The following is an 18,172-nucleotide window of genomic DNA, read 5'->3' on the forward strand; positions in this document are numbered from 1 at the left end:
GCGAGGTGCCGGTCCGCGGGCTCCTCGGCCGCGCCCACCGCGGGCGATGCCGCGCGCGCGTGGCCGCCGGGCGCCACCGGATGCCCGGCGGCTCCGCATCCGCACACCCCGCAGAGCGCGGCGGCCGTCAGGGCCGCGGCGGCCAGCGCCACCCGGCCCGCGGTGCGCCGGGCGCGGCGCCGGGGCCGGGGCCGACCTCCGGCCCGTACGGGGCGTACGGGGCGTACGGGGTGCGGGGGGTGTGCGGGACGTACGGGCATGGCAGCTCACCTCTGGTCGGTCCTTGGGGTTCCGCCGGGCGGGGGAGGGTCCCTCACACCACGTCAACCGCATCTGCTACCCCCCGCGCCCGCCCGCCGCCCGGGGGCGGCCACAGCCTCACCCTGCCGGCCGTACCCGGCCCCTCCTGCGAGGGGCGGGCCGCCGCCGGGCGGTCGCCCCCCGTACGGCCCGCACCCGTCCGTGCCCTGCCGGGCTTCCCTGCCCCGCCGCTCATCCGTACCGTGCCGCCCGTTCGTGCCCCCGCCCCGTCCGCGCCCCCTGCCGCCCGCGCACCCTGCCACCCGTCAGGCGGCCGGCGCATGGCTCAGGGGCCGTCGTGCGGCGACGCCCTGAGGGCGCGGCCCCGGAGTTGTCCAGGCACCCACGCGCGGCTTCAACCACTCTTCACGCCACGGCCGTTCGGGGACCCGTGGCCCCGGCAACCTGACGGCGCGACCGTGGCGGAGCCCCCGCGCGCACCGCTTCGAAAGGACCCCGGTGAACGGCGCGACGGGGCTGCCCGCGCTCCAGCACATCGCGCGGTACTTCGACGCGGACGAGGGCGACCCGCTGTACGACGGCGCGACGGCGGCCTCGCCCATCGGGCAGTTCGAGTACGACGCGCTCAACAGCCGCCTCCCCACGGTGAGCTGACTGCTGCCGCCCGCCGGCTTCGACGAGCACCCTGCGGGCTCCCCGGCCGCGGCGCGACCTTCGTGGCGGGCGTGATCGACGCCATCGCCGCCAACCCGGACGTGTGGGCGAAGACCGTGTTCATCCTGTCGTACGACGAGAACGACGGCATGTTCGACCACGGCGCCCCGCCGACGCCGCCCGCGGGGACGCCCGACGCGTTCGTCACCAAGACCTCCCCGACCGGCGTGGACGGCGCCGGTCTGCCCGTGGGCCTCGGCTTCCGGGTGTCCGCGATCGTCGTCTCGCCGTGGACGGCGGGCGGCTGGGTCTGCTCCGAGCTGTTCGACCACACCTCGCAACTGCGCTTCCCTGAGGAGGTCACCGGCGTCAGGGAGCCCAACATCTCGGCGTGGCGCAGGCGGAAGGCCGGCGACCTGACGTCGGCCTTCCGCTTCGGCGACGGGACGCGGAAGGCACCGCTGCTGCCCGGCACCAACGGGCAGTACAACCTCTCCCGCTACCAGGGCAGCCGACTGCCCTGCCGAAACCGCCCACGGCGGGCCAGCGCCTCCCCCGGCAGGAGCCGGGCAGGCGCCCGCACATCTCCTGACGCACGGCCCCGCGGCCCCGCCGCGCCCCCGCGGCCCGGCACCCCGGCTGCGCCCCCACGGCCCGGCGACCCGGCATCGGGTCGCGGGGTCGCGGGCCGCGGGCAAGACCCGGGTGACAGGGCCGCGGGCAGGGCGGGGCCGGGAACCCGGCGTCCCCCGATCCGGTCGTCTTAGGGGGCCGCTCCCCCGGCCCCTCCCCGCCCCGGCCCCCTCTCCGCCCCACGCTCCCGTACCGCCCCGCGCTCCCCGCCGCACGCTCCCGTACGGCCCCGCCGGCCGCACCCGCACCCGCCGCCCCAAGGCCTCGCCCCCGGCCGCCGCGGGCCCGGTGCCGCGGGTCCGCCCGGCGTGTTGAGGCATTGTGCAGACCGGCACCCGTGGCTGACGCACCCGCCCGGAACAAGGCAGACTGTCAAAACAGTGAAACCGCCAGCGGGGGGCGAGGGGGAAACGATGGACCGTGACAACGGGCCACGCGTACCGGGGCAGCGGATTCCGGCGGCGACGGCCCAGGGGGCCGACGGGGGCCGGCGGCTGCGCTTCAGCGTGCTCGGCCCGGTCCGCGCGTGGAGCGACGGCGAGGCGCTGCCGCCGGGCTCCCCGCAGCAGCGCGCCATGCTCGCCGCGCTGCTGCTGCGCGAGGGGCGTACCGCCACGGCGGCCGAACTGATCGACGCGCTGTGGGAGGAACCTCCCGCCCGCGCGCTCGCCGCCGTCCGCACGTACGCCTCCCGGCTGCGGAAGGTCCTCGGTCCCGGCGCCCTCGTCAGCGAGGCCGGCGGCTACGCCATGCGCACCCCGGACGGCGCGCTCGACCTCCAGGTCGCGCACGACCTCGCCGCGAAGGCGGAGAAGGCGCGCGCCGCGGGCGACAGGCGCGGCGCCCGCGCCCTGCTCGAACAGTCGCTCGGCCTGTGGGACGGGGAGCCGCTCGCGCACCTGCCTGGCCCGTTCTCCGAGACACAGCGCGTCCGCCTCGGAGAGTGGCGGCTCGGCCTCGTCGAGCAGCGCCTCGACCTCGACCTGGAGCTCGGCTCCCACGCGGAGGCCGTGTCCGAGCTGACCGCGCTCACCGCCGCGCACCCCCTGCGCGAGCGGCTGCGGGAGCTGCTGATGCTCGCCCTGTACCGCAGCGGCCGCCAGGCCGAGGCGCTGGCCGTCTACACCGACACCCGGCAGCTGCTCGCCGAGGAGCTCGGCGTCGACCCGCGGCCCGAGCTGACGGAGCTCCAGCACGCCATCCTCACCGCGGACGAGGAGCTCGCACGCCCCGTCGCCCTCCAGGGCGTGCCCGACCTCGCGGCCCCGCGGCCCGCGCAACTGCCCGCCACCGTGCCGGACTTCACCGGCCGTGCGGCGTTCGTCGCGGAGCTGGGCGAGCTGCTCGCGCTCTCCGAGGGCTCGGTGATGGCCGTCTCCGCGCTCGCCGGCATCGGCGGCGTCGGCAAGACGACTCTCGCCGTGCACGTGGCGCACGCCGCGCGCCCGCACTTCCCCGACGGGCAGCTCTATGTGGACCTCCAGGGCTCCTCGGCCGCGGCGGCCGACCCTGCGACGGTCCTCGGCTCGTTCCTGCGGGCGCTCGGCACCCCGGACCGCTCGGTGCCCGAGACCCTGGAGGAGCGGGCCGCGCTGTACCGCTCCACCCTCGACGGCCGCCGGGTGCTGATCCTGCTGGACAACGCGCGCGACGCCGCGCAGGTGCGGCCCCTGCTGCCGGGCACCACGGGCTGCGCGGCCCTGATCACGGGCCGGACGCGGATGGTGGACCTGGCGGGTGCGCACCTCGTCGACCTGGACGTGATGTCCCCTGCCGAGGCGCTCGACCTCTTCACCAGGATCGTCGGCGTCGAGCGGGTGCGGTCGGAGCGGGAGGCGGCCCTCGACGTCGTCGCGGCCTGCGGTTTCCTGCCGCTCGCGATCCGGATCGCCGCGTCCCGGCTGGCCGCGCGCCGCACCTGGACGGTCTCGGTGCTCGCGTCGAAGCTCGCGGACGAGCGGCGCAGGCTGGACGAGCTCCAGGCGGGCGACCTGGCGGTGAAGGCCACCTTCGAGCTGGGCTACGGGCAGTTGGAGCCCGCGCAGTCGCGCGCGTTCCGGCTTCTGGGCCTCGCGGACGGCCCCGACATCTCGCTGGCCGCCGCGGCCGCCGTCCTCGACCTGCCCGCCGACCAGACCGAGGACCTGCTCGAATCGCTCGTCGACACCTCGCTGCTCGAATCCGCGGCTCCGGGCCGCTACCGCTTCCACGACCTCGTGCGGCTCTACGCGCGTGCGTGCGCGGAACGCGACGAACACCCCCCGGCCAGGCGGCGCGAGGCGCTGGAGCGGCTGCTCGACTTCTATCTGGCGACGGCGTCCCGGGTGTACGGGATGGAGCGGCCCGGCGACCGCACCGTCGCCCATCTGGAGCCCGCACGCCACACGGGCCTGTCCTTCTCGTCGCGGGCGGAGGCCCTGGACTGGCTGTACGCGGAGGCCGCGTCGATCCTGGCCTGTGGGCGGCAGTCGCTCGCCCAGCCCGCGCTGCTGCGGCGCGCCGTGGACCTGCTGCTCGCGGCCAAGGACCTCTCGGAGTCCGGCGCCAACTCGCGCGCCTACGAGGTGGCGGCCCTGGCCGCGCGGGACGCCGCGCACACGGCCGGCGACGCGCACGCGGAGGGCCGGGCCCGCACGACGCTGACGCAGGTGTACATCAAGGCGGGCCGGTTCGACGCGGCGGACGACGAGGCACGCCGCGCGGTCGCGCTGCGCGAGGCGGCCCGGGACGTCTGGACGCACTGCAACGCGGCGAACGAGCGCGGCATCGTCGCCCTGTGCCAGGGGCGTTTCCGCGACGGGGAGTTGCACCTGCTCGAAGCGATCGACGCCTTCCGCGGGGACGGCAACGCGCCCGGCGAGGCCAGCGCCCTGTGCAACCTGTCGCGCGTGCTGGTCTCCATGGACAGGACCGAGGAGGCGATCGCCCTCGTCCGCAGCGGCATGGCGATCTACGACGACCTCGGTTTGACGCTCCGCCTGGCGAACGCGCGCTTCGCGCTGGGCATCGCGTTCGCCCACGGCGGCAAGCACGTCGAGGCGCTCAAGGAGTTCAACGAGGCGCTGAACATCTTCGAGGAGAACCGGCAGCGGCTGTGGCAGGGCACGACGCACTTCCGCATCGCCCAGGTGCACCTGGCCGCCAGAAGACCCCCGCTCGCGGCGAGGTTCGCCGAACAGGCCCTCACGCTCGGCTTCATCGGCGGCGAGTGGATGCGGGCCAACATCCTCACGGTGCTGGGCAAGGCACTTGACGCCCTCGGGCAGGCGGAACGCGCACGGGCGTGCTGGCAGGAGGCCCTCGCCCTCTACGAGGCGGCCGACGCGGACGAGGCGGCGGAGGTACGCGCCCTGCTCACACCGCTGGCCGCCTGAGGCGCACGCGCGCCGCGGGTGCCCGGGGCCGTTCATCGAACGTTTAGCGCCTCCTGGCATGCTCAACCCAACGGCGACCCACCGCACGGGGGATGGGGGGGTCGTCAAGGCGCTCGCCCGGTGCGGCACGGGGGAGGCACCGGGCGTGCGCCGCCCTCGACAGGAGACGTCCGAGAGCCAGGAGCACGCCAGCATGAGCGAAGCGAAGAAGGACGAGGAGATCACCACCCTCGACAGCCACGCACCCGCGCCGCCGGCCGACGGGAAGGCCGCCGCGAAGGACGCCGACGCCGCGGCCGACGAGGTCACGACGCTCGACAGCCACGCGGGCTCGGAGCCCGCCGACGGGCCTCCGATCAAGCCTCTGGACAGCCACGCCCCCTGAGGCGTGGCGGACACGGGGAATGACCGCCCCGAGCGAGCGGGGGGCACGGCCGCGGCGGCCCGGAGGGGAGGCCGTCGCGGCCGTGGCGGGACTCACGGGGGACGAGAACGGGCAGGGCCCGCGCCGGTCGGCGCGGGCCCTGCCCGTGCGTGTGGTGGAGCGCCGTGCGGCTACAGCACCGAGGGCTCGCAGGTGGCGACGGTGCCGACGTCTGACGGGGTGTTCATCGGTACCGTGACGGTCCGGCTCGCGCCGGGCACGAGCCGGACGGAGGCCGAGCCGATGTCCACGGAAGTACCGGCCGCGTCCTTGAAGACGACGTCGACCTCGAAGGTCGCCGCGCTCCCGTTGGACCGCGCGGCGGTGACCTCGACCTTCGAGGACGTGACGGCCTTGCGGCCGCCCGCCGCGGGCGACGCGCAGGCCATGCTGCGTGCGGTGGCCCGCGGGGTGTGCCCGCTCTGCGAGGAGCCGGCGGTGGCCTGGTGCGTGGGCCGGGTGCGGTAGCCGTAGCCGCTGGAGCCGCGCGCGGGCGTGGCCGAGCCGCTGCCGGAGCCGTCGCCGTAAGAGCTGCCCGAGCTGCCCGAACCGTAGGAGGCGTCGGAACCGGAATCGGAGTCGTACGAGCTGCCTGACGAGGATCCCGAGCCGCCGCCCGAGGTGCCGCTGCTGCTCGTGTGGGACGGTCCTGAGCAGCCGCCCCCGCCGCCCGAGCCGTAGTGGCTGTGACTGTGGCTGTGACTGTGACTGCCGTGTCGGGAGAAGCCCGTCAGCGCGAGCACCACCACCCCCGCCACCGCGACGACCTTCGCCCGCTGTCTGATGCGCACCGCGCCTCCCCCGTAGCCCGGGGGCCTCCGCCCCCGGGACCGCCCCGGCCGCCTACCGCCGGGTCCGCTGCGTTCTCGTTTCCCGTTTCCCGGATACCTGACCATCAGGCCGGGACCCCTGCCAAGGACGTACGGCACACCGTGGCGGTTCCCGGTGACGCGGCGTAGCGTCGAAGGAGGGCCGCATCGCCTGAAGGAGGCCGACGGTGGTACGCAATGTCATCGGCGGGATCATCGCCCTGGCCGGGGCGGCCGCGGCCGTGCTCGGGCCGTTCCTCGCCTGGTACGACGGGCGCCAGGGCCGCCACTACAGGATCGCGGAACTCTTCGAGGCCCGGGGCGTCACGGGGGCGGGCACCGGCGTGTGGGCCTCTGTGGTGGCGCCCTTCGCGTTCGCCGCGCTGCTGACGCTGATCGGGCTCGCCCTGCGCTCGCGGACGCTGGTGGCGTTCGCGGGCCTGGTCGTCATCGGCTTCACCGTGCTGTGGATGGTCCGGCAGGGGCAGGCGGCCGGCAGCCTCGTCATCGAAGGCGACGGCTCGGGGCTCGGCCCCGGCGTCGCGTACAGCGCGGGCGGCGGGATCGCACTGCTGCTCGCCGCCGTGGTGATGCGCGGGCGCCGGCGCCGCGTCGAGCCCGCCCGCGGCCCCGAGGGCGACGGCTACGGGGCGTACGGCGCGGGCCACCCGGGGGCCGGGGGCGACGGCGAGTGGTACGACGACCGCCCCGGCGGCCCAGGGGACCCGGGCCCGTACGGCCGCTGACCCGGCCCCGGGGGCCGCTGACCCGGCCCCGGGGGGCGCGCTCCGGAGAGCGCGCGGAGGGCGCGCCCGCCCGCAGGGGCGTCAGCGGCCCGTCGCCGTGCCCTTGCGGGCGTCCAGCGCGTACACGCAGCGGTCCTTGCTGCACGCGTACACGACGCCGCGCTCGGCGACCGGGGAGCCGGTGATCTCCCCGCCGGTCGCCAGCTTCCAGCGCAGCTGGCCCTCGCCCGCGTCGAGCGTGTACAGCACGTGGTCGGCGGAGCCGAAGTGCAGCCTGCCGTCCGCGACGGCCGGGGCGCCGATGATGTCGCCGCCCGCGGCGAACCGCCACTTCGGGGTGCCCGCGACGGCGTCCAGGGTGTAGACGGCTGCACCGCTGCCGACGTGGACGTTGCCGCCGGCGACGAGCACCGGCTCCACCGAGGCCCGGGACTCGGTGGCGATGCGCCAGCGGTCCTTGCCGGTGGCGGCGTCGAGCGCGTACACGGTGCCGAGGTAGTCGGCGAGGTAGACGCCGCCGCCCGCGACGGCGGGCCCCGGCGCGAAGGCGGGCGGCGAGAGGAAGACGGCGGGCGCCTCGAAGTGCCAGCGCACATGGCCGCCCGCGATGTCCACGGAAAGCACGCGCGTGCCCGCCGCGACGTACAGCCTGCCGTCCTGCGCGGGCGTGATCCGCACCGGCACGCCGCCGCAGGACGCGCCGTCGCCCACCGGGTACGACCAGCGCTCGGCGCCGGTGCGCGCGTCGAGCGCCCGCAGCCTCGCGTCCTTCCACACGTAGACCGTGCCGTCGTGGACCGCGGGGCCCGCCTCCGGCGTCTCGAACTCGGTCTGCGCGCCGGAGAGCTCCCACAGCTTCTCGCCGTTGGACGCCTCCCACGCCTGCACGCCGCCGCCGCGGGTGCCCGTGACGACCGTGCCGCGGTCGACCTTGAGCGAGTACACCCAGGCGTCGGTGCGCAACCGCCAGCGCTCGGTGCCGTCCTGCGCGTCGAGCGCGTACAGCGTCGGGCCGTCGGACGCGTGGATGCGGCCACCCGCCACGGCCATCGCCCAGGCGACGTCCCTGGTCTTGAACTGGCGCCTGCCCGTGCCCACGTCCAGCGCGTGGACCTCGAAGGACGTCACGTACAGCAGGTCGTCGACGACGACGGGCGTGCCCCACACGTCGTTCGACATGCGGAAGCGCCAGGGCCGCCAGTGCGGCCGGCCGCCGTCCGCCTCCGGCGCGGGCGGCGGGGCCGGCACCGGCGGACCCGCGGGCGCGGCGCCTGTCAGGCCCGCGGGCGGCACGATCCAGCCGGTGGCCGCGCCCGCCTCGGCCGCGGGCGCGGGCGCCGCGGCGGCCGCGGGCGCCCGCGGGCCGATCGGCACGGGCGAGGTGCCGAGCCGCACGGGCCCGCCGGAGTCGCCCGCGGGGTCCGGCCGCCGCACCGTGTACGCGCCGCCGCCCGCGGCCGGCTGCTGCGCTAGGAGCCGGCCCCCGCTGCCGTACGGGCGGCCCTGCGGCGCCCCCGCGTGCCCGCCCTGCGGCTGCGCTCCGGTCGCCGCCGGCCGGTAGGGGCCGGGCGCGGGCGGCCGTGACGGCATCGGCGGCACGGCGGCGGGCCGGCCCGCGTGGCCCTGCGCCGGCCTGCCCGCGCCCGCGGCCTGCCGGCCGCCGCCCGGCGGCGACCAGGGCTTGTGCCCCTCGTTCTGGCGGCGGGCGATCATCTCGACGGCCGAGTCGGGCAGCCACGCGGAGACCGTGCCGGTGTCGTCTCCCTCGGCCGAGAAGAGGTAGGGCGCGAGCTGCGCCTGGAGGTCGGCCGGGGTGGGCCGCTGCTCGGCGTTCATCGCCATGCACGACTCGATCAGCGGGCGCAGCTCGTCCGGCAGGCCCGTCAGGTCGGGGCCCTCGCGCAGCAGCATGAAGACGGTCTCGACCGGGTTGGCGCCGTGGAAGGGCGCGTGCCCCGTCGCTGCGTACACCAGGGTGGAGCCGAGGGAGAAGACGTCGCTCGCGCCGGTCACGCTGCGCGAGTCGCGCGCCTGCTCGGGCGACATGTAGGCGGGGGTGCCGACGGCGACGTTGGTCATGGTCAGGCGGGTGTTGGAGACCCCGGACGCGATGCCGAAGTCGATCACGCGGGGCCCGTCCTCGACGACGAGGACGTTCGACGGCTTGAGGTCGCGGTGCACCAGGTGGGCCGCGTGGATGGACTGGAGGGCCTCTGCGATGCCCGCGGCGAGCCAGCGGACCGCCTGCACGGGCATCGGGCCGCACTCGCCGACGATCTCCTCAAGGGAGGGCGCGGGCACGTAGGCGGTGGCCAGCCACGGCACGGCGGCGCGCGGGTCGGCGTCGACCACGGCCGCGGTGTAGAAGCCGCTGACGGCGCGGGCCGCCTCCACCTCGCGGGTGAAGCGGACGCGGAACAGCTGGTCCTCGGCGAGCTCGGTGCGCACCGTCTTGATCGCGACACGGCGCCCCGACGCCGACCGCGCGAGGTAGACGAGCCCCATGCCCCCCGCGCCGAGCCTGCGCAGTACCTCGAACGGTCCGATACGTCTCGGGTCGTGCTGTGTCAGCTGCTCCACCGTGCGTGCCACCTCCCCGTACGGGCCACAAAGGTACGGCCTCGTCGCACCCGATTGTTCCTGTACGGGGGCCGCGTTGCGAACCGGGGTGCGCAACGGGTGCGTGTGTCGCCGCGTACGCCCCCGCCGGGCGCCGCGGGCCCCTACTCTTCGCCCGCGCCGTCCCGCCCGCGGCCCGCGCCGCCCGCCGCGTCCGCCGTGGCCGCCTCGTCCGACGGGTCCGGCGGGCCCCCGGGGCCGTCATCGCCGCCCGCCTCCTCGTCCGGGTCGGCCAGGACGCCGAAGTCCGCGCCCTGGTCGTCGGTGAGGACCGCCATCCGCCCGTACGGGATGTCGAAGGGCTCGTGGCGTACCCGGCCGCCGAGGCGCACAGCGGCCGAGGTGGCGGCGTCGCAGTCGGCGACGGAGAAGTAGTTCAGGAAGTGGCCGGGCAGCGCGGCCGGGAACGCGTCCGTCATCACGCTGCGCCCTGCGACCGCGGAGGCGGGCCCCGGCGTCGCGCCCTTCGGGGACCACATGCGAAACGGCACGGTCTCGCCCGGCAGGCCCGGCACGTCGCTGCCGCTGACGCGCAGCACCCGCTCGTAGAACGCGTCGACCGGTTCGGGCAGCCGCGTGTAGACCTCGGTCCAGCAGAACGAGCCCGGCCGGCCCCGTTGCCCGAACCCGACGCCGCCGCCTGACCCGCCGGGACCGCCGCCGGCACCCCCGGCCCGTACGGCCTCGCCGCGCACGACGTCAGCCCCGCCGCCCGCGGTGTCCACGGCCTCGGCCTCCGCGTCCTCCGCGGGCTGCCAGAGCCCGAACACCGCGCCGCCGGGGTCGGCGGCGAGCGCCACCACGCCGTGCCGCCCGGCCGCCACCGGCTCCCGCACCATGCTGCCGCCGGCCGCGCGGACCCTGCGGGCGGCTTCCGCGGCGTCCGGGGTCGCGAAGTACACGCCCCACGCGGTGGGCATCCGGCCGTCGCGCTTGGCGACGAGGGCGGCGACCCGGCTGCCGCCGCTGTACGCGGTCGCGCACGCGGTGTTCCCGTACGGCTCGGGACCCGGGCCGAAGGTCCAGCCGAACAGGCCGCCGTAGAACCTCTTGCCCGCTTCGAGGTCGGGCAGCGACACGTCGAGCCAGCACGGTGTGCCCTCGGTGAATGCGGCCACGGCCCACCTCCCGAACCCTCGTGTGTCCGCGGCGCGCGGCTCCGGGCGCCTCCCGCACGGCTGCGGCGCGCGGCTCTCCCGCGGCGCCCTCCCGCAAAGCTAATGGCTGAACGCCGGGTCCGCAGCGCGGGGAATGGAACAATTGACCCGGTCAAGACGAGTTTCCCGGAAGGGCGACATACGGGTGCCGCTATAGGCGGGCGCAAGGCGGCGCGACGCGGTGCACGGCATCACCACAATGGGAATGTGCCAGATGTTCATGCCGCACGGAAGGAGCGCCCGGAACACCCGGCGTACCCCGCGGATGTCCCCATTTGCAGTCGGCCAAATCGCGCGCCGATCCCTCGTCGGTAAGCTGACGGCATGACAGGACAAGTACGAACGGTCGACGGCCGCGTGGCCGGTCGACGCGGACAGGCGACGCGGCAGAAGCTGCTCGACTGCCTCAGCGAGATGCTCAGCTCCTCGCCGTACCGGGACGTCAAAGTCATCGACGTGGCCCGGAAGGCGGGCACTTCTCCCGCGACGTTCTACCAGTACTTCCCCGATGTGGAAGGGGCCGTGCTGGAGCTCGCGGAGGAAATGGCCAGGGAGAGCACCGGGCTGACGGAACTCGTCGCCGGGCGCTCCTGGACCGGGCGCGCGGGCTGGCAGTCGGCGGAGGAACTGGTCGACGGATTCCTCGACTTCTGGCGCAGACACGACGCGATTCTGCGCGTCATCGACCTCGGTGACGCGGAAGGGGACAAACGGTTCTCCAAGATCCGCATGAAGATCCTCAACTCGATCACCAACTCCCTCACGGATTCGGTGAAGGAACTTCAGGCGAAGGGCCGCGTCGACAAGGAAGTCGTACCGGCGGCGATCGCGGGATCACTCGTCGTGATGCTCTCGGCGGTCGCCTCGCACCAGAAGGGCTTTCAGAGCTGGGGCGTGAAACAGGCCGACCTCAAGCCGAATCTGGCGCTTCTGGTCCATCTCGGGGTGACGGGCAGGAAACCGACGCGGTAATTCCCGCGCCGTGCTGTGCGCTACCCCGTTTCCCCGACCCGCTTTTCCGCGTTCTCCCGGCACGACGCCCGCTGTGCGCCGTGGTGCGTCCTGTTACGCCGACGGGGTCGCCGCCCCTTGGCCCCCGTCGGCCCGCCGTACGGAACGGACGCGTACACGGTCGAATGAGCGGCGGTCCGCACCCGCAGGAAAAGGGACGCCCCCGCCCGGCGGAGGGCGAATGGACCGGCCGCGCGCACCGGGAATGGGCCGGCGGCGCTCACCGGTCGACGCGCCGGGCCGCGCGCACGGTTGAATAAGAGGCATGCCCATGGACGACAGCGTTCCGGAATGCGCGGGGTCCGAGGAGACAGCCGCCGACGCGGCTGTCCGGTTCCGCGCCCTGCTGCGGCGGCAACGCGTGTGGGACACCGGGGACTTGGGGCTCCCCGCCTTCGATCCCTCCGACGCTCCCGGCAGTCCGCTGCCGCTGTTCCACCGGTGGTTCGCCGACGCCGTCGCCGCCGGCCAGCCCGAGCCGCACACCATGGCCCTCGCCACCGCGGACGCCGAGGGGCGGCCCGACGTGCGCACGGTGATGCTGCACGAGGCCGACGACCGCGGCTGGCACTTCGCCACCCACTCCACCAGCCGCAAGGGCCGCCAGCTCGCGGCGGTGCCGTTCGCCGCGCTCACCTTCTACTGGCACACGCAGGCGCGCGCCGTCCGGCTGCGCGGCCCCGTCGTCCCGGCCGACGCCGAGGAGACAAGCGCCGACCTGCACGCCCGCTCGACGGGCGCCCTCGCCGCCGCGCTCGCGGGCCGGCAGAGCGACGTGCTGGACTCGCCTGCGGCGCTGGACCGCGCCTACGAGGCCGCGTGGCGCCGCGCGGAGAGCGAGCCGGCCGCGCAGGCCCCCACCTGGACCGGCTATGTGGTGGTGCCCGACGAGGCCGAGTTCTTCCAGGGCGACGCCGCGCGCCGACACGTACGCGTCCGCTACCGCCGCAGCGCGCCCGCCGCCGACACCTGGGCGCGGGACCTCCTCTGGCCCTGATCCCGCGCCGCGCGGGCCGCCTCGGGCGGGGCGTGTCCTGCCGCCGTGTGTATGGAGCTTCCGTGGGGGAAATCTCCTCGAAACCGATTCAGATCGCGACCGATATGCAAGTGAGACCCGCCGGGCGGGCCCGAGATGAGAACTTTCTGTCATGTCCGACCACACAACTGCCCCGCACGGCACCGCGAACGAACCGCCCGTCTACGTGATCGGGGCCGGTCCAGGGGGGTTGGCGGTGGCGGCGGCGCTGCGGGGGCGCGGGATACGGACGGTGGTGCTGGAGAAGTCCGACGCCGTCGGGGCCTCCTGGCGCGGCCACTACGACCGGTTGCACCTGCACACCACGCGGCGCTGGTCGTCCCTGCCGGGGCTGCGGATACCCCGGTCCTCCGGCCGGTGGGTGCCGCGTGACCGCTTCGTCGCGTATCTGGAGCGGTACGCCCGCGTCCACGACCTGGACGTCGTGACGGGCGTCGAGGTGACCCGCGTCGAGCCGCTGGCGGCCGGCCCGGCGGCCGACGGGCCCGCCGACGGGGCCCGTTGGCTGCTGCGCGGCACCGGCGGCCGGGAGCTGCGGGCGCGCGCCGTGGTGGTGGCGACGGGCTTCAACCACACGCCACGGGTGCCGGACTGGCCCGGACTCGGCTCCTACACCGGGGAGTTGCTGCACGCCGGTGACTACCGCGACCCGGTGCCGTACCGGGGCCGCGACGTGCTGGTGGTGGGCGCGGGCAACACGGGCGCCGAGATCGCGGTGGACCTCGCGGAGGGCGGCGCGGCCCGGGTGCGGCTCGCGGTCAGGACTCCCCCGCACATCCTGCGGCGCTCGACGCTCGGCTGGCCCTCGCAGGGCAGCGGCATCCTCTTCCGCCGTCTGCCGGCCGCGCTGGTGGACCGGGCGGCCAGGGGCGTGACGCTGAAGGCGCCCGGCATCGGCCGTCCGGAGAAGGGGCTCGCGACACGGGCGCGCGAGGGCGCGATCCCGGTGCAGGACGTGGGCCTGGTGCGGGCGGTACGGGAGGGGCGGGTCGAACCCGTCGCCGCGGTCGAGTCGTTCGACGGCGACAAGGTGGTGCTCGCGGACGGCACCCGGGTCACGCCCGAGGCCGTCGTCGCGGCGACCGGGTACGAGCGGGGCCTCGGACCCCTCGTGGGCGGCCTGGGCGTGCTGGGGCCAGACGGCCGCCCGCCGCGGCGGGGTCCGGCCGCGCCCGGCCTCCACTTCCTCGGCTACACCACCCCGTTGAGCGGCACGCTGCGCGAACTGGCCCGTACGGCACCGGTGGTGGCGCGGGCGGTGGCGCGCGGCCGCTGACGAAGGCGTCCGGCGCGCGGCCACGGTGTCACGCCGCCGCGGCGAGCGGCCGCGGCGCCGCGCGGCGCACGACGAGCGCCATCAGCGCGGCGAGCGCGCAGAGCGCGCCCGCCGCGTACCAGACCACGTCGTACGAGCCGAACACGTCGCGGGCCACGCCGCCGGCCCAGGCGACCACCGCGGCGCCGACCTGGTGCGCGGCGAGCACCCAGCCGAAGACGATGGAGCTGTCCTCGCCGAAGTGCTCACGGCACAGGGCGATCGTCGGCGGCACGGTGGCGACCCAGTCGAGCCCGTAGAAGACGACGAAGAACAGCATCGTCGGGTGCAGCGACGGGCCGAGCAGCATGGGCAGGAACATCAGGGAGACGCCGCGCAGCGCGTAGTAGACGGCGAGCAGCCGCCGGGCGTCGAGCCGGTCGGTGAACCACCCGGAGGCGACCGTCCCCACGACGTCGAACACGCCGATCACCGCGAGCAGCGAGGCGGCCGTCGTCACCGGCAGTCCGTGGTCGTGCGCCGCGGGCACGAAGTGGGTCTTCACCAGCCCGTTGGTGGACGCGCCGCACACCGCGAACGACCCGGCGAGCAGCCAGAACGGGCCGGTGCGCGCCGCCGAGGCGAGCACCCCGAGCGCCCGGCGGGCCGCGCCGGCCACCGGCGGCGGCTTCTCCTCGTACGCGGCGGCGCCGTAGGCGGCCTGCCCCACGTCGGCCGGGTGGTCCCGCATCAGCAGCAGCACCAGCGGGACGACCGCCGCGGCCGAGAGCCCGACCGTGACCGCGGCGGGCCGCCAGCCGTGGTGGGTGACGAGCCACGAGAGCACCGGCAGGAAGACCAGCTGCCCTGAGGCGCTGGCCGCGGTGAGGATGCCGGTGACCAGGCCGCGCCTGGCCACGAACCAGCGGCTGGTGACCGTCGCGGCGAAGGCGAGCGCCATCGAGCCGCTGCCGAGGCCGACCAGCACGCCCCAGTACAGGACCAGTTGCCACACGGCGTGCATCCACACGGTCAGCAGCGACCCGGCCGCGATGACGGCGAGCGCGACGGCGACGACCCGGCGGATGCCGAACCGGTCCATGAGCGCGGCGGCGAACGGGGCGGTCAGCCCGTACAGCGCGAGGTTGACGGAGACCGCGGCGCCGATGGTCCCACGCGACCAGCCGAACTCGGCGTGCAGCGGATCGATCAGCAGCCCCGGCAGCGACATGAACGCCGCGGCGCCGACGATGGTCACGAACGTCACCGCCGCCACGAACCACGCCCGGTGCACCCGCCCGCGCACCGCCGCGCCCGCGCCCGCTCGCCCGCGCTCCGGGGCCGCCGGGTGCGCGGCCCTGTTCGTCAATTTCACGTCAGCCAGCATCCGGAAGCGCACGGTATGCGGCCAGTGGCCCGGAGGACATGGTTCGCTAGGATCGGGCCATGACCGAGAGCGAGGGCGGGGACCGGCCGGGGCGCGGGCCCGTGCCGCACCGGGTCGCCGTGCTGGCGCTCGACGGGGTGATCCCCTTCGAACTCGGCATTCCGCAGCGGATCTTCGGCCGCGCCAGGGGCCCGGCCGGCGAGCGGCTCTACACGGTGGCGACCTGCGGGGCCGCGGGTCCGGGCCCCGTCCGTACGAACGCCGACTTCTCGATCCTCGTGGAGCACGGGCCCGAGGCGCTGGCCGCCGCCGACACGGTCGTCGTGCCCGCGTCGTACGAGATCGGGTCGGCGTTCGAGGACGGCACGCTGCCGCCCGGCATCGCGGCGGCGCTCGCGCGCGTACGGCCGGGCACGCGGCTGGTCTCGATCTGCACGGGCAGCTTCGTGCTCGCCGCGGCGGGGCTGCTCGACGGGCGGCCCGCCACCACGCACTGGAGCAGCGCCGACCGGTTCCAGCGGCTCTACCCGCGCGTGCGGGTCGACCCGAACGTGCTGTTCGTGGACGACGGTGACATTCTCACCTCGGCGGGTGTCGCCGCCGGGATCGACCTGTGCCTGCACATCGTGCGCAGGGACCACGGCACCGCCGCGGCGGTCGAGGTGGCCCGGCAGACCGTCGTGCCGCCGTTCAGGGACGGCGGGCAGGCGCAGTACATCGAGCGCCCGCTGCCCGAGCCCCGCAGGGCGACCACGGCGGCGGCCCGCGCCTGGGCGCTCACCCGGCTCCACAAGCCGGTCACCCTGCGGGAGATGGCCGAACGCGAGGCCATGTCGGTGCGCACGTTCACCCGGCGCTTCCGGGAGGAGGCGGGGATCAGCCCCGGGCAGTGGCTCGTACGGCAACGCGTGGAGCGCGCACGCCAGTTGCTGGAGTCGACCGATCTGACGGTGGACCAGGTGGCGAGGGAAGCCGGCTTCGGCACGGCCCAGTCGCTGCGCCAGCACCTCCAGGCGGCGCTGGGGGTGGCGCCCACCGCGTACCGGCGCACCTTCCGTGCCCGTACCGGCACGGGTGTGCGCACGGGGGCGCCCGCCGGGCCGGGTTGACCCGGGGCGCGGGAGGTCTCACGCGGGAGGTCCCGCGCCCACGGTCCTGCGGTCTCGGGCCCGCGGGTCCCTCCCCAGGCCGGGCCTCAGGCGGGTCGCGCGAGCGCGCACGGCTCGGTCAGCGCGGGGGCCGGGGCGGGCGGCGCGACGGCCCCCGCCGTGGCCCGGCCCCGGGCGCCGCGCGACCCCCGGTCCACCTCGCACCAGACGCGCTTGCCCGCCCCCTCCGGCTGCCAGCCCCACCGGTCGGCGAGCCCGTCGACCAGTTCGAGGCCGCGCCCTCCGGTGTCGTCGCCGCGGGCGTGCCGCGGGCTCGGCGGCGTCGCGCACTCGTCGGCCACCTCGACCCGTACGGTGCCCGCGTCCGCGGCGCCGAGGCCGAACAGTATCCGCAGCACGGCCGGGCAGCCGGCGTGCACCACGGCGTTGGTGACGAGTTCGGAGACGATCAGGACGAGGCTCTCCGCGGTCGGCTCGTCACGCTCCATCCCGGAACCGGCGAGCCGTGACCTGACCCACCGCCTGGCTCTGCCGACCTCCGCGGGGTCGGCGCCGATCTCCAACTGCACCTGAAGTACCTGCACCGTTCACACCATCCGAACCGGCGGACACATCGCCTCGCGCCTCGACAAGTACCTCGACCCGCACCGGCGGGATCGGGGTCACGGACCGTGATTCCCTTACGCGACAGCATGGTTGACGTACAGTCACCGCAACAAGCGCTTCGGGCATATTCCAGCGCGAAGGAGTACGCGTGCTGCATACTGTGCGACGCACGCCGCGCGGAGTCGAACAGGGGCGCGCGCGGCGCCTTTCAGCCGTGCGAGCGGTGCGCACGCCGTCCCCGGGAGCCGCCGTCGCGACTCCGCGGACCGCCTCGCCCCACCGTCTCGCACCTTACGGAGCGTACCCGAGCGACCGCGCGACTCCGGGCCGTGACGACGTGGTTCCGGGACACATCCCGGTTTCGGCCGTACGGCGGGCGCCTCGTGGGCACGCAGGGTGACCCAGAGGCCCCGGCTCAGGGTTCCGGGGTGACGTAGTAGTCGGCGAAGGCCGTGAGGAGTTCGTCCTCGCCGATGCGGCCGTCCCCGTCGCCGTCGAGCGCGGCGGCGACCCGCGCCCCGGTCTCCTCCGGCACGTTGAGCACGCGCAGCGCGCGGCCGAGCGCCGCGGGGGTGACGCCCCGCCCGTCCTCGTCGGCCACCGCGATCGCGGCGTGCAGGAAGGGGCGGGCGATCTCCGCGAACCTCCGGGGGTTGTCGCGCAGCCGCTTGACGGCGCCGGTCAGGAACTCCTCGCGGGTCACGCGCTGGTCGCCGTCGACGTCGGCGATCCCCGCCATGCCCTGCCAGAACGCCTCGGCGCCGTCGTAGAGCGCCTGGCCCTTGTCCGACCGGGGCCGGACTCCGAACTCCGCGAGCAGCGCGGCGGCGGCACCGCTGAACTCCTCCCGGTCGATGGCGCCGTTGTGGTCCTGGTCGAAGGCGGCGAACCGGGAGGTGATCTTCCGTTCGTACTCTGCGCTGTCCATGGCGGGAGCGTACGTCCCGCCGGTGCCGCCCGGCGGGCACGCACACCTGCCGTGCGCCGCGCGGCGAAGCACGCGCAGCGCACGGGGCGGGCCGGGGGAAGCGCGGCGCGGCGGCGGGCACGCCCCAAGTCGGATCGTAGCCATGTCCTTCTGTGAGCCAAGG

At 75.6% G+C, this 18,172-nt stretch carries 14 protein-coding genes and 2 pseudogenes; 9 read left to right on the forward strand and 7 right to left on the reverse strand.

Annotated elements, in window-relative coordinates:
* Positions 1-260, reverse strand: a pseudogene (locus ABEA77_RS31955) (hypothetical protein); the annotation flags it as partial.
* Positions 261-759: 499 nt separating this feature from the next.
* Between ABEA77_RS31955 and ABEA77_RS31960 the strand changes: the two are divergent.
* The 4 genes from ABEA77_RS31960 to ABEA77_RS31975 all read left to right on the forward strand — a co-directional run bounded on the left by ABEA77_RS31960 (position 760) and on the right by ABEA77_RS31975 (position 5,307).
* Positions 760-915, forward strand: a complete 156-nt coding sequence (locus ABEA77_RS31960; protein WP_345655377.1) for a hypothetical protein — start codon at positions 760-762, stop codon at positions 913-915.
* Positions 912-1,682, forward strand: a complete 771-nt coding sequence (locus tag ABEA77_RS31965) for an alkaline phosphatase family protein (protein WP_425588429.1) — start codon at positions 912-914, stop codon at positions 1,680-1,682. Before ABEA77_RS31960 ends, ABEA77_RS31965 begins: the two co-directional genes overlap by 4 nt.
* 279 nt (positions 1,683-1,961) lie before the next feature.
* Complete coding sequence (gene afsR / locus ABEA77_RS31970) at positions 1,962-4,922, forward strand: SARP-family global regulator AfsR (protein WP_345655381.1); 2,961 nt, start codon at positions 1,962-1,964, stop codon at positions 4,920-4,922.
* Between the two features lie 193 nt (positions 4,923-5,115).
* Positions 5,116-5,307 (forward strand): sigma-like protein, encoded by a 192-nt coding sequence (locus ABEA77_RS31975; RefSeq protein WP_345655382.1) that lies wholly within the window; start codon positions 5,116-5,118, stop codon positions 5,305-5,307.
* A gap of 170 nt (positions 5,308-5,477) precedes the next feature.
* On the opposite strand, the gene ABEA77_RS31980 is transcribed toward ABEA77_RS31975, so the two are convergent.
* Complete coding sequence (locus tag ABEA77_RS31980; protein WP_345655383.1) at positions 5,478-6,137, reverse strand: hypothetical protein; 660 nt, start codon at positions 6,135-6,137, stop codon at positions 5,478-5,480.
* 206 nt (positions 6,138-6,343) lie between these two features.
* On the opposite strand from ABEA77_RS31980, the gene ABEA77_RS31985 reads away from it, so the two are divergent.
* Positions 6,344-6,901 (forward strand): hypothetical protein, encoded by a 558-nt coding sequence (locus ABEA77_RS31985; RefSeq protein ID WP_345655384.1) that lies wholly within the window; start codon positions 6,344-6,346, stop codon positions 6,899-6,901.
* Between the two features lie 81 nt (positions 6,902-6,982).
* Here ABEA77_RS31985 and afsK read toward each other — a convergent pair whose 3' ends face one another.
* On the reverse strand, positions 6,983-9,481 hold the full coding sequence (gene afsK / locus ABEA77_RS31990) for a protein serine/threonine kinase AfsK (RefSeq protein WP_345655385.1): 2,499 nt from the start codon (positions 9,479-9,481) through the stop codon (positions 6,983-6,985).
* A gap of 272 nt (positions 9,482-9,753) precedes the next feature.
* A pseudogene (locus tag ABEA77_RS31995) lies at positions 9,754-10,638 on the reverse strand (VOC family protein); the annotation flags it as partial.
* A gap of 363 nt (positions 10,639-11,001) precedes the next feature.
* Here ABEA77_RS31995 and ABEA77_RS32000 point away from each other — a divergent pair.
* From ABEA77_RS32000 to ABEA77_RS32010, 3 genes are all read left to right on the forward strand, one after another.
* The gene (locus ABEA77_RS32000) at positions 11,002-11,649 is read left to right on the forward strand and encodes a TetR family transcriptional regulator (protein WP_345655389.1); all 648 of its coding nucleotides are present in this window, start codon (positions 11,002-11,004) and stop codon (positions 11,647-11,649) included.
* A 310-nt stretch (positions 11,650-11,959) separates the two neighbouring features.
* A complete protein-coding gene (locus tag ABEA77_RS32005) occupies positions 11,960-12,685 on the forward strand; it encodes a pyridoxine/pyridoxamine 5'-phosphate oxidase (protein ID WP_345655400.1) in 726 nt (241 codons plus the stop codon).
* A gap of 151 nt (positions 12,686-12,836) precedes the next feature.
* Entirely contained in the window at positions 12,837-14,000 is a 1,164-nt protein-coding gene (locus ABEA77_RS32010; RefSeq protein WP_345655390.1) for a flavin-containing monooxygenase, read from the forward strand.
* 28 nt (positions 14,001-14,028) lie between these two features.
* Here the strand turns inward: ABEA77_RS32010 and ABEA77_RS32015 are convergent, their stop codons facing one another.
* On the reverse strand, positions 14,029-15,285 hold the full coding sequence (locus ABEA77_RS32015) for an MFS transporter (RefSeq protein WP_425588430.1): 1,257 nt from the start codon (positions 15,283-15,285) through the stop codon (positions 14,029-14,031).
* 140 nt (positions 15,286-15,425) lie between these two features.
* Between ABEA77_RS32015 and ABEA77_RS32020 the strand changes: the two genes are divergently transcribed.
* On the forward strand, positions 15,426-16,475 hold the full coding sequence (locus tag ABEA77_RS32020; RefSeq protein ID WP_345655394.1) for a GlxA family transcriptional regulator: 1,050 nt from the start codon (positions 15,426-15,428) through the stop codon (positions 16,473-16,475).
* 86 nt (positions 16,476-16,561) lie between these two features.
* Here the strand turns inward: ABEA77_RS32020 and ABEA77_RS32025 are convergent, their stop codons facing one another.
* Both ABEA77_RS32025 and ABEA77_RS32030 read right to left on the reverse strand, forming a co-directional pair.
* Positions 16,562-17,059: an ATP-binding protein gene (locus ABEA77_RS32025; RefSeq protein ID WP_345655396.1), complete on the reverse strand. Its 498-nt coding sequence runs from the start codon at positions 17,057-17,059 to the stop codon at positions 16,562-16,564.
* A 437-nt stretch (positions 17,060-17,496) separates the two neighbouring features.
* Positions 17,497-18,009 carry an EF-hand domain-containing protein gene (locus ABEA77_RS32030; protein WP_345655398.1) on the reverse strand — a complete coding sequence of 171 codons (513 nt, stop codon included), beginning with the start codon at positions 18,007-18,009 and terminating at the stop codon, positions 17,497-17,499.
* Positions 18,010-18,172 lie beyond the last annotated feature (163 nt).

It is taken from the genome of Streptomyces tremellae (assembly GCF_039540215.1).
GTDB lineage: Bacteria > Actinomycetota > Actinomycetes > Streptomycetales > Streptomycetaceae > Streptomyces > Streptomyces tremellae.

Bases quoted from the DNA above. Each gene is read 5' to 3' on its own strand.
- afsR (WP_345655381.1), top strand. From the start codon at position 1,962: ATGGACCGTGACAACGGGCCACGCGTACCGGGGCAGCGGATTCCGGCG.
- ABEA77_RS31975 (WP_345655382.1), top strand. From the start codon at position 5,116: ATGAGCGAAGCGAAGAAGGACGAGGAGATCACCACCCTCGACAGCCAC.
- ABEA77_RS32000 (WP_345655389.1), top strand. From the start codon at position 11,002: ATGACAGGACAAGTACGAACGGTCGACGGCCGCGTGGCCGGTCGACGC.
- ABEA77_RS32005 (WP_345655400.1), top strand. From the start codon at position 11,960: ATGGACGACAGCGTTCCGGAATGCGCGGGGTCCGAGGAGACAGCCGCC.
- ABEA77_RS32010 (WP_345655390.1), top strand. From the start codon at position 12,837: ATGTCCGACCACACAACTGCCCCGCACGGCACCGCGAACGAACCGCCC.
- ABEA77_RS32020 (WP_345655394.1), top strand. From the start codon at position 15,426: ATGACCGAGAGCGAGGGCGGGGACCGGCCGGGGCGCGGGCCCGTGCCG.
- ABEA77_RS32030 (WP_345655398.1), bottom strand. From the start codon at position 18,009: ATGGACAGCGCAGAGTACGAACGGAAGATCACCTCCCGGTTCGCCGCC.